Annotated in this window: 22 protein-coding genes and 2 tRNA genes; 7 read left to right on the top strand and 17 right to left on the bottom strand. The window is 54.2% G+C overall.

The features are described from left to right. Window positions 1–125 precede the first annotated feature (125 nt). The 14 genes from rpsO to rlmE form a co-directional block, all read right to left on the bottom strand. Entirely contained in the window at window positions 126–395 is a 270-nt protein-coding gene (rpsO, locus tag ACVBEJ_RS08300; protein ID WP_289153540.1) for a 30S ribosomal protein S15, read from the bottom strand. Between the two features lie 217 nt (window positions 396–612). Beyond that, a complete protein-coding gene (truB, locus tag ACVBEJ_RS08295) occupies window positions 613–1,572 on the bottom strand; it encodes a tRNA pseudouridine(55) synthase TruB (RefSeq protein WP_447129153.1) in 960 nt (319 codons plus the stop codon). A 4-nt stretch (window positions 1,573–1,576) separates the two neighbouring features. Continuing rightward, window positions 1,577–1,969, bottom strand: coding sequence for a 30S ribosome-binding factor RbfA (gene rbfA / locus ACVBEJ_RS08290; protein WP_447129152.1), 393 nt, complete (start codon window positions 1,967–1,969; stop codon window positions 1,577–1,579). An 84-nt stretch (window positions 1,970–2,053) separates the two neighbouring features. Next, a complete protein-coding gene (infB, locus tag ACVBEJ_RS08285; protein ID WP_447129151.1) occupies window positions 2,054–4,594 on the bottom strand; it encodes a translation initiation factor IF-2 in 2,541 nt (846 codons plus the stop codon). 82 nt (window positions 4,595–4,676) lie between these two features. Continuing rightward, window positions 4,677–6,173, bottom strand: a complete 1,497-nt coding sequence (gene nusA / locus ACVBEJ_RS08280; protein WP_447129150.1) for a transcription termination factor NusA — start codon at window positions 6,171–6,173, stop codon at window positions 4,677–4,679. A 28-nt stretch (window positions 6,174–6,201) separates the two neighbouring features. Beyond that, complete coding sequence (gene rimP / locus ACVBEJ_RS08275) at window positions 6,202–6,657, bottom strand: ribosome maturation factor RimP (protein ID WP_447129149.1); 456 nt, start codon at window positions 6,655–6,657, stop codon at window positions 6,202–6,204. Window positions 6,658–6,802: 145 nt separating this feature from the next. Further along, window positions 6,803–6,879 (bottom strand) — tRNA-Met (locus tag ACVBEJ_RS08270). A gap of 173 nt (window positions 6,880–7,052) precedes the next feature. Next, window positions 7,053–7,137 (bottom strand) — tRNA-Leu (locus ACVBEJ_RS08265). Window positions 7,138–7,148: 11 nt separating this feature from the next. Further along, a complete protein-coding gene (gene secG, locus ACVBEJ_RS08260; RefSeq protein ID WP_447129148.1) occupies window positions 7,149–7,523 on the bottom strand; it encodes a preprotein translocase subunit SecG in 375 nt (124 codons plus the stop codon). Window positions 7,524–7,527: 4 nt separating this feature from the next. Further along, the gene (gene tpiA, locus ACVBEJ_RS08255; protein WP_447129147.1) at window positions 7,528–8,265 is read right to left on the bottom strand and encodes a triose-phosphate isomerase; all 738 of its coding nucleotides are present in this window, start codon (window positions 8,263–8,265) and stop codon (window positions 7,528–7,530) included. 125 nt (window positions 8,266–8,390) lie between these two features. Next, window positions 8,391–9,752, bottom strand: coding sequence for a phosphoglucosamine mutase (gene glmM, locus ACVBEJ_RS08250; protein WP_447129146.1), 1,362 nt, complete (start codon window positions 9,750–9,752; stop codon window positions 8,391–8,393). Between the two features lie 14 nt (window positions 9,753–9,766). Continuing rightward, complete coding sequence (folP, locus tag ACVBEJ_RS08245) at window positions 9,767–10,618, bottom strand: dihydropteroate synthase (RefSeq protein ID WP_447129145.1); 852 nt, start codon at window positions 10,616–10,618, stop codon at window positions 9,767–9,769. A gap of 114 nt (window positions 10,619–10,732) precedes the next feature. Beyond that, on the bottom strand, window positions 10,733–12,658 hold the full coding sequence (ftsH, locus tag ACVBEJ_RS08240) for an ATP-dependent zinc metalloprotease FtsH (RefSeq protein WP_447129144.1): 1,926 nt from the start codon (window positions 12,656–12,658) through the stop codon (window positions 10,733–10,735). A 135-nt stretch (window positions 12,659–12,793) separates the two neighbouring features. Continuing rightward, window positions 12,794–13,465, bottom strand: coding sequence for a 23S rRNA (uridine(2552)-2'-O)-methyltransferase RlmE (rlmE, locus tag ACVBEJ_RS08235; RefSeq protein ID WP_447129143.1), 672 nt, complete (start codon window positions 13,463–13,465; stop codon window positions 12,794–12,796). A 106-nt stretch (window positions 13,466–13,571) separates the two neighbouring features. Here rlmE and ACVBEJ_RS08230 point away from each other — a divergent pair, with 106 nt between their 5' ends. Continuing rightward, window positions 13,572–13,874, top strand: a complete 303-nt coding sequence (locus ACVBEJ_RS08230; protein WP_447129142.1) for a YhbY family RNA-binding protein — start codon at window positions 13,572–13,574, stop codon at window positions 13,872–13,874. Between the two features lie 115 nt (window positions 13,875–13,989). On the opposite strand, the gene ACVBEJ_RS08225 is transcribed toward ACVBEJ_RS08230, so the two are convergent. Beyond that, window positions 13,990–14,808 carry a DUF547 domain-containing protein gene (locus ACVBEJ_RS08225; protein WP_447129141.1) on the bottom strand — a complete coding sequence of 273 codons (819 nt, stop codon included), beginning with the start codon at window positions 14,806–14,808 and terminating at the stop codon, window positions 13,990–13,992. Window positions 14,809–14,828: 20 nt separating this feature from the next. Next, window positions 14,829–15,572: a glycosyltransferase family 2 protein gene (locus ACVBEJ_RS08220; RefSeq protein ID WP_447129140.1), complete on the bottom strand. Its 744-nt coding sequence runs from the start codon at window positions 15,570–15,572 to the stop codon at window positions 14,829–14,831. Window positions 15,573–15,667: 95 nt separating this feature from the next. On the opposite strand from ACVBEJ_RS08220, the gene ACVBEJ_RS08215 reads away from it, so the two are divergent. Then, the gene (locus ACVBEJ_RS08215) at window positions 15,668–16,963 is read left to right on the top strand and encodes a hypothetical protein (protein WP_447129139.1); all 1,296 of its coding nucleotides are present in this window, start codon (window positions 15,668–15,670) and stop codon (window positions 16,961–16,963) included. A 239-nt stretch (window positions 16,964–17,202) separates the two neighbouring features. Here the strand turns inward: ACVBEJ_RS08215 and ACVBEJ_RS08210 are convergent, their stop codons facing one another. Continuing rightward, entirely contained in the window at window positions 17,203–17,622 is a 420-nt protein-coding gene (locus tag ACVBEJ_RS08210) for a hypothetical protein (RefSeq protein ID WP_447129138.1), read from the bottom strand. 351 nt (window positions 17,623–17,973) lie between these two features. On the opposite strand from ACVBEJ_RS08210, the gene ACVBEJ_RS08205 reads away from it, so the two are divergent. The 5 genes from ACVBEJ_RS08205 to ACVBEJ_RS08185 all read left to right on the top strand — a co-directional run bounded on the left by ACVBEJ_RS08205 (window position 17,974) and on the right by ACVBEJ_RS08185 (window position 23,588). Continuing rightward, window positions 17,974–19,179 carry a porin gene (locus tag ACVBEJ_RS08205; protein WP_447129137.1) on the top strand — a complete coding sequence of 402 codons (1,206 nt, stop codon included), beginning with the start codon at window positions 17,974–17,976 and terminating at the stop codon, window positions 19,177–19,179. A 3-nt stretch (window positions 19,180–19,182) separates the two neighbouring features. Further along, window positions 19,183–19,779 carry an ANTAR domain-containing response regulator gene (locus ACVBEJ_RS08200; RefSeq protein ID WP_447129136.1) on the top strand — a complete coding sequence of 199 codons (597 nt, stop codon included), beginning with the start codon at window positions 19,183–19,185 and terminating at the stop codon, window positions 19,777–19,779. A gap of 346 nt (window positions 19,780–20,125) precedes the next feature. Next, window positions 20,126–21,526 (top strand): CmpA/NrtA family ABC transporter substrate-binding protein, encoded by a 1,401-nt coding sequence (locus ACVBEJ_RS08195; RefSeq protein WP_447129135.1) that lies wholly within the window; start codon window positions 20,126–20,128, stop codon window positions 21,524–21,526. 168 nt (window positions 21,527–21,694) lie between these two features. Further along, a complete protein-coding gene (locus ACVBEJ_RS08190) occupies window positions 21,695–22,648 on the top strand; it encodes an ABC transporter permease (protein WP_447129222.1) in 954 nt (317 codons plus the stop codon). Window positions 22,649–22,688: 40 nt separating this feature from the next. Continuing rightward, complete coding sequence (locus ACVBEJ_RS08185) at window positions 22,689–23,588, top strand: ABC transporter ATP-binding protein (protein ID WP_447129134.1); 900 nt, start codon at window positions 22,689–22,691, stop codon at window positions 23,586–23,588. Window position 23,589: the final 1 nt, after the last annotated feature.

Here is a 23,589-nt window from a genome sequence, read left to right as displayed (position 1 = left end):
TCCTCGCAATGACGGAGGGTGAAAGCAGCCATAGGTAACTCGATCAGCACACTTATTCAGTTTGGGATCGGTTTGGTTTTTATAAAACAACTGCGGCCCCCGAAAGGGAGCCGCAGGTGCCAGTCTTAGCGACGCAAACCGAGCTTTTTGATCAGCGCAGCGTAGCGTTCGACATCTTTGCCCTTTACGTAATCCAGCAACTTGCGACGCTGGTTTACCATGCGAATCAAACCACGACGGGAGTGGTGGTCTTTTTTGTGATCGCCAAAGTGACCTTGCAGCTTGTTGATGTTGGCGGTCAGCAGGGCAACCTGAACCTCGGGGGAACCGGTATCACCTTCGCCTTTGCCGTGTTCAGCAACAATAGCTGCTTTTTCTTGTGCACTTAGTGCCATGATATTTTCCTCTTTAATATGCGGTTAATTGGGGTTCGACGTTTGATGTTGGACGTTCGACGAATCTGGCTCAGTGCCATGCGTCTAACGTCGAACCTCTAACGTCCAACCGTGGATTCAGGCAGTCCGCGCATATTTACAGACTGCCTAATGTTTGACGCTTGATGCGGGACGTTCGACGATTCTGGGCCGGAGCCGCTCGTCCAACGTCTAACATCTAACGTCCAACAACTAAACGGCGCGGGGCCACCATGCCGTCATCAAGAACTTCGCCAACCCCCAAAAAGGGGCCGTCTTCCACAAAGAGGCGCACTATATCGCCTTCTTCTGCGTCGCGATAGGCCTGCGGGCAGATTACCGGCTGGCCTTTTTTCAAATAAAACGCCACATCCTCTGGCAAATCAAAACCGGGCAGATCATCTACCGCTGCCTCGGTGGGCTTGAGCAGGTAATCCATATCCTCGCCGCGCTTGCCTTCTCGCAGGCGCTCCAACTCGTCCAGGGAGGTGGCATCGTCTTCAAAAAACGGCCCCGCCTGGGTGCGGTGCAACATGGATACGTGAGCACCCACACCCAGCGCCTCGCCCAAATCTTCCGCCAGGGTACGGATGTAAGTGCCTTTCGTGCAGTGCACAAAGACATCCGCTTCGGCGATTTCGCCGGCTCGACCTTCCCTTGAACGAAAGTCGAGCAGGTCGTACTGAAAAATAGTACAAGGCCGCGCTTCGCGCTCTACGGTAATGCCCTGCCTGGCCAATTTATACAGCGGCTCGCCATTGTGCTTGAGCGCCGAATACATGGACGGCACTTGCATGATGTCGCCACGAAACGGCTCGATGGCTTTTTCCACCATCTTTTTAGTCAGCCTGGCAGCGCTTTGTTGCGCCACGATATCACCATCGCTGTCGCCGGTTTCCGTCTGGATGCCAAAACGGAATGTGGCGCGATAGCCTTTGTCCGAATCCAGCAAAAAGTGGGAAAACTTGGTGGCCTCTCCCAGGCAAATGGGCAATACACCGGTAGCCAGTGGATCGAGACTGCCGGTATGCCCGGCTTTGTCGGCGAACATCAGATATTTGACCCGCTGCAGGGCATCGTTGGAACTCATGCCCGAGGGCTTGTTCAACAGGAATACACCGCTTACCGGTCGGCCGCGCTGACGTCTACGTCTGCCCAACTGGTCAGTCTCCGTCGCTGTCCGTGGCCTGACGCCTTTTGGCGTCATCAAACACGGTTTTTTCAATCAACGCTTCCAGGTTCTGGCCGTAACGCACGCTCTTGTCGTAGACAAAGCGCAGCTTGGGCGTGGCGCGCAACTCCATACTGCGGGCCACCTGATTGCGCAAAAAGCCGGCAGCACCGTTAAGCACTTCCGCCGCTTTGCGGGAATCCGCTTCGGTTTCATGGCCCACAAAGGTGACAAACACTTTGGCGTGGGACAGGTCGCGGCTGACTTCCGCGCCGGTAACATTGACCATGCCCACCCGGGGATCGCGAATTGCGTCGCGAATCAACACCGCCAGCTCGCGCTGCAGGGCGTCAGAAATGCGTTGAGTGCGGCTGTAGTCAGTCATCTAAAAGCTCGTTTGACGTTCGATGTTGGACGTTCGACGACAAACCAGCTAGTGCGATTCGTCCAACATCGAACGTCCAACGGATTACAGCGATCTCGCCACCTGAACGATATCGAACACTTCGATCTGGTCACCCACTTTGACGTCGTTGTAGTCTTTAACGCCGATGCCACATTCCATACCGTTGCGCACGTCTTGCACATCGTCTTTAAAGCGGCGCAGGGATTCCAGCTCGCCTTCGTAAATCACTACGTTGTCCCGCAATACGCGAATGGGCTTGCTGCGGTACAAAGTGCCTTCCACCACCATGCAACCGGCAATGGCGCCCAGTTTGGGAGAGCGGAATACATCGCGCACTTCGGCGATACCGACAATTTCTTCTTTCTCCTCCGGCGCCAGCATGCCGCTGAGGGCCTGCTTCACTTCGTCCAGCAATTGATAAATGATGCTGTAGTAGCGCAGGTCGATGTTTTCTGCTTCCGCCAGGCGGCGGGCAGAGGCATCGGCGCGCACGTTAAAGCCCATCACTACGGCGCCAGACGTCAGCGCCAGGTTCATGTCGGATTCGGTGATACCACCGACACCGGAAGACACCACTTCCACCGCCACTTCGTCGTTGGCGAAATCTGCCAGCGAGGAGATGATGGCTTCCAGGGAGCCGCGCACGTCGGTTTTCAAAACCACCGGCAGCACTTTCTTCTCGTTGCCTTCAAAGGTGGCGAACATGCTTTCCAGCTTGGCCGCCTGCTGGCGGGCCTGGCGTTCTTCGCGGGCTTTTTGCTGGCGGTGCTCGGCCACATCCCGGGCCTTGCGCTCGTCGGCAACCACCACAAATTCTTCACCGGCATCCGGGGCCACATCCAAGCCGAGAATCTCTACCGGAATGGACGGGCCAGCGTTTTGAATGGGCTTGCCGTTTTCGTCCACCATGGCGCGCACTTTACCGGCGCTCTCGCCAGCCAGTACGTAGTCGCCTTTGTTCAGGGTACCGGCCTGAATGAGCGCCGTGGCCACCACACCGCGGCCTTTATCCAGGCGCGCTTCCACAATCACCCCTTTGGCGGGGCCGTCTACCGGGGCGGTGAGTTCCATCAGCTCCGACTGCAGCAGCACCGCTTCCAACAGTTCGTCGATGCCCTGACCGGTGTGGGCGGATACGTGGATAAACTGCGTATCGCCACCCCAGTCTTCCGGGATTACATCTTTGGCGGACAGTTCGTTGGTCACGCGATCCGGGTCGGCACCTTCTTTGTCCATTTTGTTAATGGCCACCACCAGTGGCACCCCGGCAGCGCGGGCGTGCTGAATGGCTTCTTCCGTTTGCGGCATCACGCCATCGTCGGCAGCCACCACCAGAATCACCACATCGGTAGACTGTGCGCCGCGGGCGCGCATGGCGGTAAAGGCGGCGTGGCCCGGCGTATCCAGGAAGGTCACCATGCCTTTGGGCGTATTTACGTGGTAGGCGCCGATGTGCTGGGTAATGCCACCGGCTTCACCGGAGGCCACGCGGCTTTCGCGAATGTAGTCCAGCAGCGAGGTTTTACCGTGGTCCACGTGGCCCATAACGGTAACGACCGGGGCACGGGATTCTTCCGCCGCCGCTTCGCTCATGCCAGCCAGTACCGCGGCCAGTTCGTCTTCCACCGCGTTGGCGGAAACCGCAATCGGGGTGTGGCCCAGTTCTTCCACTACCAGAGTGGCGGTGTCGCGGTCGATGCTCTGGTTAATGGTGGCCATGGTGCCCATTTTCATCAGTTCTTTGATCACCACACCGGCTTTAACGGCCATCTTCTGGGCCAGCTCGCCCACTTGAATCTCATCCGGCAGTTCCACTTCGTGAACAATTTTTTCCGTGGGGCGTTTGAACTTGTGCTTGTTGTCGCCCTTGAGCTTGATGGGTTTGCTGGCGGCGGCTTTGCGGCTGGTTTTCAGGCGCGGGGTTTTCACAATGCCTTTTACTTCGTCCAGGTCATCGGCCAGCGCCACCGGGTTTTTGTTTTTGTCCACTTTGGGAGCCAGACGGGATTTCTTCTTGGCCGGTTTTTTCTCTTCTTCAGCCGGTGCCGGGGCAGCGGGTTCAGAGAATTGCTTTTTGGTTTTTGCGGCTTCGGCTTTTTCCAGTTCAGCGGCTTTCAACTGCGCTTCTTCTTCCGCCTTGCGCTGCTCTTCTTCCGCTTTCAGGCGCGCCTGTTCCTCGGCTTCCTGCTGAGCCTGGCGGCGGGCTTCCAGTGCGGCTACGCGCTTGGCTTCCGCGTCATCCAGTACGCTGGGGGCCGGTTCCAGTTCGCGGGCTTTTTCTTCCGCTTCCGCCTGGGCTGCGATTTCTTCGTCACTGCGTTTCACGTAAGTGCGCTTTTTACGCACCTCAACTGCCACGGCTTTTTTGCCCGCGCCCGCTTTCAGGGTGCTGACAGTTTTGCGCTTGAGCGTGATTTTTTTCGGCTCGCGGGTGCTCTCCCCGTGCAGACCTTTCAGGTACGCCAGCAGGGTTTGCTTTTCTTCGTCAGCCACCACATCGCTTTCTGCGGTCTGTTTCAGGCCCGCTTCCTGCATTTGCTTGAGCAGACGATCCGCGCTAACGCCAACCACTTTAGCGAGTTCGCTTACAGTCACCTCTGCCATTTGTATTCCTCAGTATTTAGTCGTTGCCCGCTATCGGGCTAGTTGCCCTGTATCGGGCCCAATTCTGCGTATTGCTGCCGCTTTATTCGTCTTCCGCTTCGGCAAACCATGGCGCGCGGGCGGTCATAATCAGGTCGGAGGCCTGTACCGGGTCAATGCCTTCAATTTCCAGCAGTTCGTCGATGGCCTGTTCCGCCAGGTCTTCCATGGTGACGATGCCGTTGGCCGCCAGTTTGCGTGCCAGTTCGTCGGTCATGCCGTCCATGGTGCGCAGGTCTTCCGCGGGTTCGACACCGGCGATTTGCTCTTCGCTGGCCAGCGCCAGGGTCAACAGCGCATTTTTGGCGCGGGCGCGCAGTTCTTCGGCAATGTCTTCGTCGAAGCCTTCAATCTGGGCCATTTCTTCCAGAGGCACGTAAGCCACTTCTTCCAGGCTGGTAAAGCCTTCGTCAACCAGAACAGCGGCAACGTCTTCGTCCACGTCCAACTGTTCCATAAAGGTTTCCATAAAGTTGGAGGATTCCTGTTGTTGTTTTTCCTCCGCCTCATCCAGAGACATGACGTTGATCTTCCAGCCGGTCAGCTCGGAAGCAAGGCGCACGTTCTGACCGCCTTTACCGATGGACTGGGCCAGGTTTTCCTCGTCCACCGCCACGTCCATGGAGCGGGCGTCTTCGTCGACGATAATGGACTCTACTTCCGCCGGGGCCATGGCGTTGATCACCAACTGAGCCGGATTGTCGTCCCACAACACGATGTCCACGCGCTCGCCGTCCAGTTCATTGGAGACCGCCTGCACCCGTGCACCGCGCATGCCCACGCAAGCACCCACCGGATCGATGCGACCATCGTTGGTTTTTACCGCGATCTTGGCGCGTGAGCCGGGGTCGCGGGCGGCACCGCGAATTTCGATCACTTCTTCGGAAATTTCTGGCACTTCAATGCGGAACAGTTCGATCAGCATGTCGTTGCAAGCGCGGCTGAGCAGCAATTGCGGGCCGCGATTCTCTTCGCGAATGGCGATCAACAGGGTACGCACCCGGTCGTTGACGCGGAAAATTTCCCGGCCTACCAGTTCCTCGCGAGGCAACAAACCTTCGGCGTTGTTACCAAGGTCAACAACAATGTGGTCGCGGGTTACTTTCTTTACCGTACCGGCCAGCAGCTCACCAACCCGGTTGCGAAATTCATCCACAATCAACGCGCGCTCGGCATCGCGCACTTTTTGCACGATTACCTGTTTGGCGATTTGCGCGGCGATGCGGCCAAAACCGATGTTTTCCACCTGTTCTTCGTAAACGTCGCCCACTTTCAAAGTCGTGTCTTTTTCAGCAGCTTCTTCGGTGGTGAACTGGGTGCCCAGTTCTGCCATTTCGTCGTCTGGCATCACCTCCCAGGAACGAAATGTTTCGTAGTCGCCGGTTTCGCGGTCGATCACCACACGGATGGTGGCGTCTTCGTCGTAACGCTTTTTAGTGGCGGTGGCCAAGGCTTGCTCCATGGCCTCAAAAATAATATCGCGGGAAACGCCCTTTTCATTGGACACCGCTTCCGCAACCATCAAAATTTCTTTACTCATTTCCGTGCCTCACAAACACTCCGCTTGGTTAAAAACGGGGAATAATATTTGCCTTTTCAACACCGTCGAATGGAAACAGATATTCGTGATTATCCACTTCCACCACTATTTCGTCGCCTTCAATGCCTTTTAACAAGCCCTTGAAATTGCGACGGCCTTCATAGGGAAAGCGCAGTTTGATACTGACGCTTTCACCAATAAATTGTTCACACTGAGCCAGGGTGTACAGCGGACGATCCGCACCCGGCGACGACACCTCCAGGGTATATTCACCGCTGATGGGGTCTTCCACATCCAGCAGGCTGCTCACCTGCCGGCTCACCCGCTCGCAATCATCCACACCGACACCATCGGCCTTGTCGATAAAAATGCGCAACAGCATATGTTTGCCCTGGGGCAGTAAATCCAACCCCCACAGCTGACAACCCAGGGCATCCACCACCGGATCAAAAAGCTGTTTCAGCTGATCACTTTTGGCATTCATCAAAAATCGCAACGTCCAAAGCCAAAAAAAGGGCCAACGGCCCTTACTGCAACATCCTGTAAAACCCATCCCTTTAGCTACGAAAAAGCCCCATAAATGGGGCTTCAACGTTTGCGTTAATGTATAAACACTAACGCTGAATAGTTGGTAGCGGGGGCCAGATTTGAACTGACGACCTTCGGGTTATGAGCCCGACGAGCTACCAGGCTGCTCCACCCCGCACCGGACTTGAGAAACGTACTTGAAACCAACCACGCCCTGCTCAAGAGGCTGCGAATTATAGGGAGCAGCCATTACTCGGTCAAGCACTTTAGCAGGGATTTTTTAGTGATAAATGGAAATATTATGACTGCGGCAAAAACGAAAAAACCGCCCATTATAGAGCGGTTTCAAAATGGTGCCCAAGGCCGGACTTGAACCGGCACGGCTTGCGCCACTACCCCCTCAAGATAGCGTGTCTACCAATTCCACCACTTGGGCATAAACTGTCATTACTTGCTGGACTCTTCTTCCACTTGCGGAATGTCGTCTTCCGCTGCTTCAACAGATTGGTCCACAACAGGGATGTCTGTTTCCACCGGTTGTTCATCTTCCACCACCAGGCCGGGGGTGGGTTGGTCATCAACCTGCAGGTTATTTTTGGCAACCACAGCCAAAGTCAGGCTGGTGACAAAAAATACTGTAGCCAGAATAGCGGTCATTTTGCTGAAGAAATTCCAGCTGCCGGAGCTGCCAAAAATGGTTTGCGAAGCACCGGCACCAAATGAAGCGCCAGCTTCTGCACCCTTGCCCTGCTGCAGCAGGATCAGGCCAATAATGGCCAGGGCCACCAGTACGTGAAAAACAAGTATCAGATTTTCAGTCATGTCTTTATGCCTGTTGGCAAATCTTTAAAAATTCATTTGCATCCAGTGATGCGCCACCCACCAGTGCACCGTCGATGTCTGGCTGGGCAAATATTTCTGTGGCATTGCTGGACTTGACACTACCACCGTACAAAATTCGTGTATCAGCGCCCGCTTCACCCAATTGCTGACGGATAGCCCCGTGCACTTGCTGAGCCTGTTCGGGGGTGGCGGTAACACCGGTTCCTATGGCCCATACCGGTTCGTAGGCAACCACCGCTGCAGCCACTTTATCGGCACCGGCGCGATCCATCACCGCCTGCAATTGTTCACCGACAATTTCCAGGGTTTTTCCCTGCTCTCGCTGCTCCAGCGTCTCGCCCACACAAAGAATAGGCGTCAGGCCAGCGGCCTCGGCAGCAACAAATTTTTCCGCCACAATGCTATTGGTTTCCCCGTACAGCGCTCGGCGCTCAGAGTGGCCGATAATGACGTACTGGCAGCCAATACCCTTGAGCATATCGGCGGCAATTTCGCCGGTATAGGCACCCTGGTTGTGCTCGCTGACAGTCTGGCCACCTACTGCAACCGCTGAGTCAGCTGTCATTTGCAGTACGGACGGAATAAACACCGTCGGTGGGCACACCAGTACCTCTACATCCCCCACACTCCCGACATCGGCAACAATGCCTGCACAGAGCGCTTCAACGGATTGAACACTGCCGTGCATTTTCCAGTTACCAGCCACCAGTGATTTACGCATGGCGTCGTTCTCAAGTTGCTCGGGATAAAGTCGGGGGTGCCGAAAAGGGCGCAAATCTTAGCGGAGTTGCCCCGGTGCCGCAAGCGCTTTACAGCACTTTAATGTTGACCTCAATCCGTGACTGTTCAATCGTCTTCCGGGCAGAGTGTTTTTTCCACCACGGCAGCCACTTGATCCGCCAGACGATCCACCTGCTGCTTGTCTTCCCCTTCCACCATCACGCGGATTAACGGCTCGGTTCCAGAAGGTCGCAGCAGCACCCGGCCACTATCCGCCAGGTCAGCCTCCGCCTGCGCCACCGCCTCGCTGATCACCGGGTAATCCGCCAGGTCAACTTTCTCGTCGATGCGTACGTTCACCATAGTCTGTGGATACTTGCTCATACCCTGTTTGAGCTGATGCAGATTGTCGCCACTGTCGCGCAGGGCATGCAGCACCAGCAGCGCAGAGACAATGCCATCCCCGGTGGTGGTGACATCGGAACAAACGATATGGCCGGAGTTCTCACCGCCCAGTGTCCAGCCGTTCTGCTTCATGGCCTCGATAACGTAGCGGTCGCCCACCTGGGTGCGCTGGAATGGCACGTCCAATTGCTGAAAGGCTTTTTCCAAACCGAAGTTGCTCATCAAGGTGCCGGCAACACCGCTGCAACCGTGTCCATTTTTTTGACGGTGGTTGGCGATGATGTAGAGAATTTCGTCCCCATCCACCAGCTCGCCGCGGTGATCCACAAACACCAGGCGATCGCCGTCACCATCAAAAGCAACACCCAGGTCAGCCCCCTGATCCACAACAGCTTTTTGCAATTCTACCGGTTTGGTGGAACCACAATTGAGGTTGATGTTGACGCCATTGGGCGTCACTGCCCGTTCGATGACTTCAGCACCCAGTTCTTTAAACACATTGGGGGCAATATGGTAGGTGGCGCCGTTGGCGCAATCCACCACCATGCGCAGACCAGTGAGCACAAAATCTCTCGGCAAGACACCCTTGCAAAATTCGATGTAGCGACCAGCGGCATCAGAAATACGCTCAGCCCGGCCCAGCTCGCTGGACTGTTCGGTCACCATGGGTTGATCCAGGTAGCGTTCGATTTCCAACTCAACTTCGTCGGGCAGTTTGCAACCGTCGGCAGCAAAGAACTTGATGCCATTATCCTGGAAAGGGTTGTGGGATGCGCTGATCACAATACCCGCCTGGGCGTGAAAAGTGCGAGTCAGGTAGGCAATGGCGGGGGTTGGCATGGGGCCCAACAACCCCGCATCCACGCCGGCGGCAATCAGGCCCGCTTGCAGGGCAGATTCAAACATGTAGCCAGACACCCGGGTGTCTTTGCCGATCAATATCAGCTTGCGGCCCTCGGCCTGGGCACCAAACACCTTGCCTACAGCCCAGCCCAGGTGCATGACAAAATCCGCTGTTATCGGCCCCTCACCAACCGTACCGCGTATGCCGTCGGTACCAAAATATTTGCGTTTTGCACCCATCAGGGGAACCTCTATTATTCGCTGTTATTTTCTATCGCTGCCCACATTCGCAATGCGTCAGCGGTTTGTTTGACATCGTGAACCCGCAATATCGCAGCACCGCGCTGTGCCGCCAGCAGCGCCAGTGTAACGCTGCCCAGCAAACGTTCGTTTACATTCCGTTCTACACCCTGGTCGCTGAGTATAGTGCCTATCATTCGCTTGCGAGACACCCCCACCAGAACGGGCAAACCGCGGGCAGCCAGTGAAGGCAGCGCGCGAAACAACGCCAGGTTGTGTGCCAGTGTTTTGCCGAAGCCAAAACCCGGGTCCAGCACAATCTTGTTTTGCTCGATCCCCGCTGCCAGGCAATCGGCCACTCTCTGGTCGAGAAAATCCATCACCTCCTGCACCACATCCCCATACTGTGGGTCCGCCTGCATGGAGCCGGGATCACCTTGCATATGCATCAGGCACACGGGCAGCCCGGTAGCCGCCGCCGCTTGCAAGGCACCTTGCCGTTGCAGTGCGCGCACATCGTTTATCAACCCCGCACCGGCTGCCGCCGCTGCTGTTATCACTGGCGGGCTACTGGTATCTACCGACAGCACCACGTCGAGCCGCTGCGCAAGTGCTTCAACCACCGGAATCACTCGGTCCAGCTCCTCATCAACAGACACCGGAGCCGCTCCGGGCCGGGTGGATTCACCGCCAATATCGAGAATACCGGCGCCATCCGCCACCATTTGCTCTGCGGTGCGGAGGACGCGATCCAGATTAACGTGCTGATGATGATAAAGCTGGCCGCCATCGGAAAATGAATCCGGGGTCACATTGAGGATGCCCATAATTTGGGGCGGGTGAGATGTTAATCGCAGCTCTGCCATAATTACTTGCCCCTGACCCTACCCCTGGAAACAAAATCGTCATTGCGAGACAAATAGACTTCGGCTTCCCTGCCGATTTGTCTCGCAATGACGTGAAGTATTTAGGCAAACAGCTTACTTGACCGGATCAGCAGATCCATCATCCAGCGGCTTATCTGCATCGTCATCCAACTTGACTTCAGAGGCGGCTTTTCCACCGGCAGACGAACCACCATCCAGGTCGTTGTCCTGCCAACCACTGGGTTGACGCACTGGCTTGCGGGCCATCAAGTCATCCACTTGCTCCGCATCGATGGTCTCGTATTCCATCAATGCATCTTTCATGGCATGCAGAATGTCCATATTGTCTTTGAGCAGTTTTTCCGCCTGGGAGTAGCAGCGATCAATAAGCTGACGCACTTCTTTATCAATTTCCCGAGAGGTTTCCTCGGAGTAATTGGAATTGCCGCCACCGGGCATTTGAGCATCTTCTTCACCGTAGAGCAGCGGCCCCATGGCATCTGACAAGCCCCAGCGGGCAACCATATTGCGAGCCATTTGGGTGGCGCGCTCGATATCGTTGGAGGCTCCGGTGGTGACACCATCAGCTCCCAGTGTCAGCTCTTCGGCAATACGCCCACCAAACAAGCTGCACAGCTGGCCTTCCAACTGGCGTTTGCTCAGGCTGTACTTGTCTTCTTCTGGCAGGAACTGGGTAACACCAAGAGCCCTGCCGCGAGGAATAATAGTGACTTTATGCACCGGATCGTGATCCGGCATCAGGCGGCCAACAATGGCGTGGCCCGCTTCGTGATAGGCGGTGTTTTCCTTTTCTTTTTCATTCATCACCATAGAGCGGCGTTCGGCACCCATCATGATTTTGTCGCGGGCCTTTTCAAATTCTTCCATGGACACCAGGCGCCTGTCCGCTCGCGCGGCAAACAGGGCGGCCTCGTTCACCAGGTTAGCCAGGTCAGCACCAGAGAAGCCCGGGGTACCGCGGGCAACCACTCGCAGGTCTACGTTGTCGTCCACCGGCACTTTGCGCACATGCACTTGCAGGATTTTCTCGCGGCCACGGATATCCGGCAGGCTGACATACACCTGGCGGTCGAAACGGCCCGGACGCAACAGGGCCTTATCCAACACATCGGCGCGGTTGGTGGCAGCGATCACAATAACGCCTTCGTTGCCTTCAAAACCGTCCATTTCCACCAGTAACTGGTTGAGGGTCTGTTCGCGCTCGTCGTTGCCGCCGCCCCAGCCACCGCCACGGTGACGGCCTACGGCGTCGATTTCATCAATAAAGATAATGCAGGGAGATTGCTTTTTGGCCTGCTCGAACATGTCGCGCACGCGGGATGCGCCCACGCCCACGAACATCTCCACAAAGTCGGAACCGGAAATGGAGAAGAACGGCACTTTGGCCTCGCCAGCAATGGCTTTGGCCAACAGGGTTTTACCGGTACCGGGAGGGCCCACCATCAATACACCACGGGGAATACGGCCTCCCAGTCGTTGGAAGCGGCTTGGGTCGCGCAGGAATTCCACCAGTTCGTGAACGTCCTCTTTGGCTTCGTCCACGCCGGCCACATCAGAGAAATTGGTTTTGATCTGGTCTTCAGACAGCAGTTTGGCCTTGCTCTTGCCGAACGACATGGGGCCGCCCTTGCCGCCGCCAGCACCGCCCTGCATCTGGCGCATAAAGAACATAAAGATAAACAGAATCAGCAAAATGGGGAACGATGCCACCAGCAACTGCGACCAGATGCTCTGCTTTTCGGGTTCTTCGGCACGCACCTTCACATTGTTGTTGTAAAGGTCATCCATGAGCTTCATGTCCAGCACATCCGGGCGCACCACCTTGAAGGCAGTGCCACTGCCGTTGCGACCATCGATAATCTGCCCGCGAATGGTCACTTCGCTCACCTGGCCGCCACGCACCTGGTCGATAAATTCGGAATAATCCAGCTCAGAGACATTACTGGTGGGCGCCAGATTGTTAAATACCGACAGCAGGATAACGGCTATTACCAGCCACAAAATGAGATTTTTTGCCATATCGTTCAACGAACCGACCTCTTTTCCAATTCTTAATCGATGCCTAAAGGGTGCCTATTAACACGGCAGTAAAACATATGAAGTGTTAATAGTTCGGCACATGGATGTGCCAACGCCGACAAAGTCGGCGCGAGGTTAATAAGTACCAGTATAGCCCTGTGCCACAATATATACCTCCCGGGAGCGCGCCCTGGAAGCATCGGGCTTGCGGGTAACCACCCGCTTGTAACGCTGGCGCACGTCCTGCAACCAACTGTCAAAACCTTCGCCCTGGAATACCTTGGCAACAAAGGCGCCACCGGGCTTCAATACCCGGTCTGCCATATCCAGGGCCAACTCCACCAGGTACATGGCCCGCGGCTGATCCACCGCCTTCATACCACTCATATTGGGGGCCATATCGGAGATTACAAGGTCTACGGGCAAATCGTCGACAACCGCCATAATCCGCTCGAAAACTTCGTCTTCGGTGAAATCACCCTGAACGAATTGAACACCCGCCAAACTGTCCATGGGCAATATATCCGAGGCGATTACTGTGCCGCTGTCAGCCACCAATTCCGCAGCCACCTGGGACCAGCCCCCGGGGGCTGCACCCAAATCCACCACCGTCATACCGGGGCTAATCAGTCGGTCTTTGTCACACAATTCCAACAGTTTGTAGCTGGCCCTGGAGCGATAACCATCCGCCCGGGAACGCTGTACATACACATCAGATTCATGCTCGCGCAACCAGCCCGCGCTACTTTTGGAACGGGCTTTACTGGTTTTCGCTGACGCTGACGCAGAACCGGGCTTGTGGGACATAAAACGCAAAAAGGAGTTGAACGGGTTTTCGGAAGCGTTTTCCGTTAGAATGCGCGCCGCACTATACAGGGTCGCACCCTCTTACGCTAATAACGGGGCCACAGTTATGCCACTGTCCAACGACGACAAAAAACACCTGCGCCGCCTGGGGCACAATCTCAATCCGGTAGTCACCGTTGCCGGCAACGGCGTCAGCGAAGGTGTATTAGCGGAAATCGAGCGGGCACTGAGCGACCACGAATTGATCAAAGTGAAATTTGCCATCGGCGACCGCGATGCAAAAAAGCAGGCGATGGATGAGGTGTGCAGCAAAACCGGTGCGGAGTTGGCGCAAACTATCGGCCATATCGGGCTCTTGTATCGCAAGGCGGAAAAACCCAATCCGAAGTTGTCGAATTTGTTGCGTTGATTTAATTGCCTCCATCGCACCCAATGGCACAATCCATTCAATGTCATCCTGAGCGCAGCGAAGAATCTCACCACTAACAGATTCTTCGCTGCGCTCAGAATGACAAAAGTCAGCATCAGGGCTTATTCAAATCCCAGTCGTATTCGTACTTCACCTTGCCTTTGTGGTTGCGCATTTTCTCGCCCAGCTCCGCCGGGGCGTACTGGCTCAGTGCGGCAATCACTTGTTTTTCCGAATCGCCAAAGTCCACCCCGTACCATTCGAAGATTTGCGACAGCACCAGGCGGCCTTTGTTATCGAAGTGTGCTCCGCGCTTATGGGACAGATATTCTTTCGCCCCCAACGCCAACAGCTGTTCCGAGTTTTCGGCGGTAAAAGCGGCGGCTTGTAAGTTGGGGCAGCCGATGCTGGCGCAGTTCACGGCAAAGTGCAGGCGCGGGTCGTTCCAGATAGGGCGCAGAATGCGGTGTTCGATGTCGTTGAGGGTCAGCTCCTCACCAGCCACTTCCGCCAGTGAGTCATCCCAGGGCCCCCAGGTAAACAGGCCACCGCCAACTTTCAGTATGGACTTGACCGGGTAGGCCTCCAGCATGCGCTGAATGGTGAGGGCGTTGTAAAAGTTGATCCAGTACGCTTGTTGTTCTGCCCGGCTGTATTTTCTTGGGTCCAGCTCTTGAAGGTAGTCGAGATAATCCGCCAACAGCTCTTCGCCTTCCTCATTCACCGCACCATAGTCAAAACGGTTAACGCCAGATGGGTGGTCGGCCCGCAAATACTTGTCCAACACCTGTTGCCACAGGCTGTGGTCAATCACCTCTGTACTGGATTCGTCGGAACTGTTCCAGATACCCCAAAGTTCTGCCTTGGGTGCGGCATTGGCCAGCATGGACAGACTCAACAAAAAAGCCATGGAAACGGTTTTTATCAACTTCACTGCATTTTCTCCAGGTTGTGTCAGTGTGATACAGGGCGAGCGTGCAGACTGCTTCTGCGCTGTCGCCACCATAATGAAAAGATGGTGTGCAATATGCCCCGGGCAGCTCCCACTACGCCCTTCAGGGTGCCACTGATTTTTGATTTACCCAGTCGCTTGAGGGTAGTGACTGGCACTTCGGCAACATCAAATCCATGTATCAGCGCTTTGACCTGCATTTCTACCGTCCAGCCAAACGCCATATCTTCCATATTTAGACGCTGTAGCGCCGGGTAGTGAATGGCCCGGAACGGACCGAGGTCAGTGACCGGTGCACCCCAAAACAAGCGAATCAGCACACTGGCCAGCCAATTGCCAAAACGCTGGGGCGTGGTAAGGGCACCTTTTTCACAGCGTCCCAACACTCTGGAACCAATCACCAGCTCGCTGCATTCAAGCTGCTCCAACAGCAAGGCAAGTTCGCTGGCGCGAACGGAGTGGTCTCCATCCACAAACACCACAATATCTGGCCTGTCCAATGCTTTGATGGCCGCCTGACAAGCCACTCCATAGCCGGGACGAGGTTCGTACACCACCCGCGCACCGGCATCGCAGGCAATATCAGCTGTGTTGTCGGTAGAAGCGTTATCGCATACCACGATATCATCCACCAGAGCTTCGCCCTGGTCATTTTTCAGCTGTCGCAACCCGGCCACCACTGCGCCAATGGCTTCTGACTCGTTGTAGGCAGGTATCACAACAGCAACTGTTTTTTGTTCAAACATAATGTACGTCACCCATTAAGTACCTGCGGTTTGACCGTAGTCTTGGCATTTAGTTTTGCGGAACTTTTTTACTCAACATCCATCATGGTCAGGTTATGAAAACCGTACTCGCATCGAAACAATTCCCCCTTCACCTGGCAGGCGCGTTGACCGCTCTGGCTTACAGTTACCTGTCGCTGTCATCACAAACCGAGGGCAGTGTGGCACTGTGGCAATTGTGGGTGGTCAGCGGATGTTGTGCGGCGATCTGTTTTTGGGTGTGGCGGCACTACAGCAGCGAAAAACAGCTGTGCATCAAAGCAGTGATCGCCTGGGCGTTACTGTTTCGGTTAATTGGTGTTACCAGTTTCCCGGTGATGGAAGACGACTTTTATCGCTTCTTGTGGGATGGGCGCATGCTCGTCGAAACAGGCACCCCATACACCCAGGCGCCCTCTGAATTTTTTGGTTCGAATGAGCTGTCTGACACCGACGAGGATCTACTGGACGGCATCAACCACCCGAACATCAAAACCATTTACGGCCCACTCAACCACTACATCTTCGCTCTCAGCCACACCATAGCCCCGGGTGAAATATGGCCACTGCAAGCCATCATTGCACTGTTGGACATGGCGTTAATATTGTTGCTGCTGAAACTGGCGCCCGTGCGCTCAGTGCTGCTATATGCCTGGTGTCCACTGGCGATCAAAGAATTTGCTTTTACCGCCCACCCGGACATTATCGCCATTGTGCCGTTGCTGGCCGCATTGATCACCACCCAAAGGCAGCAGTGGCAACGCACAGCCATTTGCCTGGCACTGGCCGTTGCAGGAAAGCTATTTGCATTAATTCTGGTGCCGCTGTTGTTGCGATTTCAGTGGCGAAGCTGGCTGGTGTTTGGCGCGACCCTGGCAGCTCTGTGGCTGCCCATCAGCGGCGGAGTATTGCCACAGGGCCTAAGCGCCATGGCCGCAGATTGGCAGTTCAACGCACCAATCTATCAACTGCTGGGCCCAACGGTGGGGCCGGGATTATTGAAAATAATTTTGCTGAGCATCTTCTGCCTGCTGTGGGCAATATACGCCTGGCAACACCTGAAAAAACCTGTCTATACATTGCCACGGGGCGACTGGCTGTTTGGCCTGTTACTGCTGTTTAGCCCGGTTTTAAACCCCTGGTATGCATTGTGGGTTTTACCCTTTGCGGTTATCTGGCCAAGTCGCTGGGCCTGGGCTGCCTCTGTTGCTGTATTGCTGGCCTATGCATCGGGAATCAATATGCCCGGCTCCGAGCTGGGCCTGTACCAACAACCGGGCTGGGTAGTGGCCATTGAATTTGGAGTTATTGCCGTTGCCTTGTTTTGGGATTTGACACGGCTGCCCCATAAAAAAGTCACCAATACACGTTAAACCCGCTACCAATTTGACGTCGAGATTAGTGCCGGACATGAACCTCGAGTGGCGTGCCGTGACACGCAGCAAGTACGTCCGTGTAAGCTCGAGGCCAGCACCCCTGCTGGCCACGGTCACGGCACACCACTCCAGATTCACGTCTTCAGATTTTTGGGGACAGCGATGGGGACTATCAGAAAGGTAAAAAAAGGGGTGGATGACAATCCGTCAACCACCCCATTGCTGAGAAGACGCTGTTAATACTTCAGTTTCAGCTTGTAGCGCTTGTTAAAGTAGTGCACCAGTGCCGCCAGATCATTGCGGCCGTACACATCAACGATTTTCTGTTCTGGCACATTGCAATTGTGCAGAGTGTTGGCGAAATCCAGTGCTTTGCCCTGCTTATAGGGTTTCAGCAATTTCTTTTTCACCTTCACAGCCTCGCCGGTTGCACTGTCGTTCATGCACACACGCACATCACCGTAGCTTTTTTCACGGCCCTTAAACAACGCTTTACCGCGCTCGTAAGCCGCATCTACCGGCCTTGGCTGGGAGCGCTGCGGAAATGAACTGCCACCACCGCCATAGCCGCCGGAACCGGAGGCTTCAACCAATTGCAAGGGGGCCACACCCATCACCAGCGCTAACAAGGCAACTTTGCTTTTAAAAAAATTCACTCTCCACTCCTCGTCTTGCAGACAAATTACTGGTCAATACTCAAATCAAAATCTGTGCAACACCAAACAGGCCTTGCGCAGTTATTGAGCCAGCAAGCGCAGTAAAGTTCCTTTGGCAACCAATATTTTGAGGTGCGAATGGCATCTGGGGATTGTTTTTTGCACCAAGGCTGTGCACAGCCGCTCCTTAATCCAAAGCGAAACCTTCATAACACAATGAAAAACAAGTATTTATTTTTTTGGCATGAGATTTGTATTTGGCTACTACGCAATACGTCGGGTAACGAAGCCCGCATATACAGCCCGTATATGCGGGCTTGATGTTTTATACCCAACTTGAGTGATCAAACCATGACTCCCAATACACTGTTAAAGCTAACCACCATCGCTGTTACTTTATCCGCCCTGCCAGCAGCAAATGCCGAGCAAGCCAACAGCGTGGCTGAACTATTCACCCAGGGAGAATTCGATCTCAACTTCCGCTACCGATACGAATATGTAGACCAGCAGGGGATTGAAAATACCGCCAAAGCCTCAACCCTGAAGTCCCGGCTCAGCTACAAAAGCGCCACATACAACAACTTTCGTCTTGTAGGTGAAGTCGACAATGTATCCGCCATAGGCGCAGAGCAATATCGCACCCCCACCAACGGCAATACCCAATTCCCGATAGTCGCCGACCCCACCGGCACTGACCTCAACCAATTGTATGTAGAACACAAAAGCGACCTGGCAACTACTGTGATTGGCAGGCAACGTATTTTGATTGGCAGCCAGCGTTTTGTGGGGGGAGTGGGCTGGCGCCAGAATGAACAAACCTACGATGCGCTGACAGTCAAAGCCGTCGAAGCAGGGCCAGTTTCGCTGCAATACAGCTACATAAACGCGGTTAACCGAATCTTTGGGCCGGACAACAGCGCGGTTCAACCCAGGCGCTGGAACTCAAATTCACACCTGATCGGCGCCACAGTCAAGCCTATCGGCAACCACCAGTTTCAGGCTTTCGCCTATCTGCTGGATTTTGACAATTCTCCCGCCAACTCAAGCAACACCTTCGGCATCGACTACAAAACCAGCCTTGGCAAATTCACCATTGGCGCCACTCTCGCCCGGCAAAGTAACGCTGGCGATAACCCGGTGGATTACTCCGCCAATTACTTCAGCGGGCAGCTCAGCTATCCACTCAGCAACACCACTGTATCCCTTGGCTACGAGCGCCTTGGCAGCGACGACGGCAACGCCGCCTTCAGAACTCCCCTGGCAACGCTGCACAAGTTTCAGGGCTGGAGTGACAAATTTCTGGGCACACCGGCGGGAGGCATCGAAGACGTTTACCTGCAGGCGAGCACCAAACTGGGAAGCCTGAAAGTACTGGCGGCCTACCACCGCTTTGATTCCGAGGAGCAAAATACCGATCTGGGTTCAGAGCTTAATCTGGTGGCCACATACGCGATTAATGACAGCCTGTCTGCGCAATTGAAGTACGCATCTTACGATGCGGATACTTTTGCAACCGACACCGACAAAGTCTGGCTGACGCTCACTGCGACCTACTGATCCATGAATACATCAGCACCGGAAAAGCCAATACGTGTCGTTGTTGTCAGCGATGCGTATTGCGGCAAGCGCCAAAAAAAGACCCGTCAAAAAGCCTTTGATATTGCCGAACTGCTGCCCAACCCCAATGGACTGATGCATCAGCTACAGCAACATCGGCCAGACCTGCTGCTTATAGACATCGAACAACCGGATCCATCAATACTGGAGCACCTGACCGCCATTCAGCGATATGCACCAACGCCGGTTATTGTCTGCTGCCCGGAGGAAAATTCGGCTTTTATACGCAAGGCAACCCAGGCCGGAGTGTGTGCTTATGTTCCCGAGCGATTCAGTGACGACCGCCCTGAATCTGCCATCGTTCACGCCGCCATCGCGCGCTTTGAATCCCGCCAGGCATTGCACCGGGAACTTGAAAAAACCCTGTCAAAACTGGAAAAGATATCTCCTATCGAGCAAGCCAAGCGCCTGTTGATGGCCCACAAAAACATCACCGAGCAGCAAGCTCACGAGCAAATAAGAACCCTGTCGATGAAAACCAATGCAACCATGCCAGACGTAGCCACCGCCATTATCAAGCGCCTTGGCAGAGAGCGGTAGACAGACCGATTAATGCACTATTTTGGTGCCAACTCACCCATGCAGCTTTAAAACAAACGCACCATCTTAATGCAGTCTTCACTTCCTCATTACACCGCTCAATAACCTATTGGTTAAAAAACCGTTTCAAACTGACACAAAAAACGAAAATAGTCATTTAACATCAATAACTTAATCTCAAAAAATATAAAGAAGCCATCAATTGGCACGCTACCTGCAACAACCCGAATAGAGACATTATTACCACTGCTACCCGACCCTGGGCGATGAAGCCTGCCAGAGAGTCCCCCTCTCTCTGGCAGGCTTTTTTTTGCAGTCACGAAATTTCAATTGCAGGAGAAGCACCATGTTGAGCAAACAGATTCGGACAAAGCTGGCACCCCGCCGACTGATACGCTCCGCCCGCCGCTGCGCTGCAGTATTGACGTGCGGCATCAGCATACTCGCCGCCAGCGTTTGCCATGGCGAACTGGGAGAACCCGAAAAAGACGAACTCAAGTTTGGCTTTATCAAATTGACCGATATGGCACCGCTGGCTATCGCTTACGAAAAAGGCTACTTCGAAGACGAGGGATTATTCGTCACCATCGAAGCCCAAGCGAACTGGAAGGTGCTACTGGACGGCGTGATCGACGGCAAACTCGACGGCGCCCACATGTTGGCCGGTCAGCCCTTGGCCGCCACCATTGGCTACGGTACCAAAGCTCACATCATTACCCCGTTCAGTATGGATTTAAACGGCAACGGCATTACCGTTTCCAAAGACATTTGGAAACAAATGAAAGCCAACCTTCCCATGGAAAATGGCAAACCTGTTCACCCCATTAAAGCCGACTACTTGAAGCCGGTTGTCGACAAACTCAATGCCGAAGGCAAGCCCTTTAAAATGGGTATGGTATTCCCGGTATCCACCCACAACTACGAACTGCGATACTGGTTGGCCGCAGGCGATATTCATCCGGGCTTCTATGAACCCCAAAACGGCGACACCAGCGGTACGGTTGATGCGCAAGCATTGCTGTCTGTTACACCGCCACCACAAATGCCAGCCACACTGGAAGCCGGCACCATCTCTGGTTACTGCGTGGGCGAGCCCTGGAACCAGCAAGCGGTATTTAAAGACATTGGTGTACCGGTCATTACCGATTACGAAATCTGGAAAAACAACCCGGAAAAAGTTTTCGGAATCACCAAAGAATTTGCCGAAAAATACCCCAACACCAGTGTTCGAGTTGTGAAAGCACTCATTCGTGCAGCGCAATGGCTGGACGCCAACAACAACGCCAATCGCCCGGAAGCGGTGGAAATTTTGTCCCGCAGTGAATACGTGGGTGCAGACTACGAAGTCATCGCCAACAGCATGACAGGCACCTTCGAATACGAAAAAGGCGACAAGCGCGAAGTGCCCGACTTCAACGTCTTCTTCCGCTACAACGCCACCTACCCCTACTACTCCGATGCCATTTGGTATCTCACGCAAATGCGTCGCTGGGGACAAATTTCCGAAGCGGTGCCCGACAGTTTCTACTTCGACACCGCGAAAACCGTATACCGCCCAGACATTTACCAACAGGCGGCCGAAGAGCTAATTGCCGAAGGCTATGTTGAAGCGAAAGACTTCCCGGATTTTGCCAGCGAAACTGGCTTCCGCGCGCCGCAAAAACACTTTATTGACAACATCGTCTACGACGGTCGCGAGCCCAATGCGTACATCGACAAATTTCCCATTGGTTTGAAAAACAAGTAATCGATATTTGAACCCGTCATCCTGAGTGAAGCGAAGGATCTCAATCTCGAGATTTTTCGCTTCGCTCAGAATGACAGTAACGCAATACAAACAGGAAACAGCATGAGTGACGTAGCCACAAAAACGGCTCTTGGCGAATTTATAGCGAGTGTGGAAAACCTGGCCAGCATGTTCAAAAGAAATGTCAAATTCAGCGCCAGCAGTGTGGCGAAGAACGTGCTGCTTCCGGTTTTAGGCATTATCGTTTTTCTATTTTTTTGGCACGTTGGCGCAGGTTCCATAAAAACGTCACTGGGCCAATTTCCCGGCCCGGTGCAGGTGTGGGAACAGACTCAAAATCTGATCGCCGAACACAACCGAGAACGGGACAAAGAAGCGGCGTTTTACCAGCGCCAGGAAAAACGCAACGCCAAAAAGTTGGCCAAAAATCCAGACGCAAAAATCAAAGTACGCAACTACCCCGGCAAAGCCACCTTTATCGACCAGATTTTTACCAGCTTATACACCGTGGGTTTTGGCTTTTTAATCGCCTCTATTGTCGCCATTCCCCTGGGTATTGCCTGCGGGTTGAACGACACTCTATACCGGGCGTTTAACCCCATCATCCAAACTTTTAAACCGGTTTCGCCATTGGCATGGTTGCCCCTTGTCACCATGGTGGTTTCTGCCCTGTACACCAGCCAGGACCCATGGTTTGAAAAAGCCTTTTTGACATCGGCGTTTACCGTTTCACTGTGCTGCTTGTGGCCCACCGTGATCAACACCATCGTCGGCGTTACCGCCATTGACCGCGACCTGGTAGATGTGAGCCGCGTACTGCGCCTCTCCACCTTCATGCGCATTAAAACCATCGTTATTCCCTCTGCTATCCCGATGATTTTTACCGGTCTGCGCTTGTCGCTGGCGACCGGCTGGATGGTATTGATCGCCGCCGAAATGTTGGCGCAAAACCCCGGCCTTGGGAAATTCATTTGGGACGAGTTCCAAAACGGTTCTTCCAACTCTCTGGGACGCATCATGGTCGCTGTATTGGTTATCGGCATTATTGGCTTCTTCCTGGACCGCCTGATGTTACAAGTACAGAAGAAAGTGTCTTGGGACAAACAAGCCGTACTGCGTTAATTCACACCAACCTGTAAGCACAAACAATGAGATTAAAACAATGAGCAATCGTTATTTGGAAATCAGTCAGGTTGGCATTGAATTCCCAACCGATAGCAAGCCCTTTCGTGCACTGCAAAACGTCAATCTTGCCATTAATAAAGGCGAGTTTATTTCCTTGATCGGACACTCTGGCTGCGGCAAATCCACCGTACTGAATATTGTTGCCGGTCTCTATCAAGCCACCGAAGGCGGCATTATTTTGCAGGGCAAAGAAGTGGACGAACCAGGCCCGGATCGTGCCGTAGTCTTCCAAAACCACGCTCTTTTGCCCTGGCTAAGCGTGTATCAAAACGTCGAGCTTGCGGTGAAATGCGTATTCAAAAAAACCAAATCAAAAATAGAGATTCGCCAATGGGTTGAACACAACCTGCGCCTGGTGCATATGGACCACGCCATGCACAAGCTGCCCGGCGAAATATCCGGGGGTATGAAGCAGCGGGTGGGCATTGCCCGCTGCCTGGCCATGGAACCCAAAGTCTTGCTGATGGACGAGCCTTTCGGAGCGCTGGATGCCCTCACCCGCGCCCACTTGCAAGATTCGCTGATGGAAATTCAACAGCGTTTGGGCAACACCGTGATCATGATTACCCACGACGTAGACGAAGCAGTATTACTGTCTGACCGCATTGTCATGATGACCAACGGCCCCGCTGCCACCATTGGCCAGGTGTTGGATATTAAGCTGGAACGCCCGCGCAACCGGGTAACTCTGGCGGACGACTCTCAATTCAACCACTACCGCCAGGAAGTGCTCAGCTTCTTGTACGAAAAACAGCGCAACCCGGCGCAAACCAGTGAAAAACCGGCGCAGGAAACACCATCTCCCAGCCTGGTAAAAAGCGCAGACACGACCAACAGCAAACAACAACAGCCCGCTTCTGCGTCCAACGCCGCTTGAA

It is taken from the genome of Porticoccus sp. GXU_MW_L64, assembly GCF_052983295.1.
This window is presented reverse-complemented; position numbering and strand designations above follow the sequence as displayed.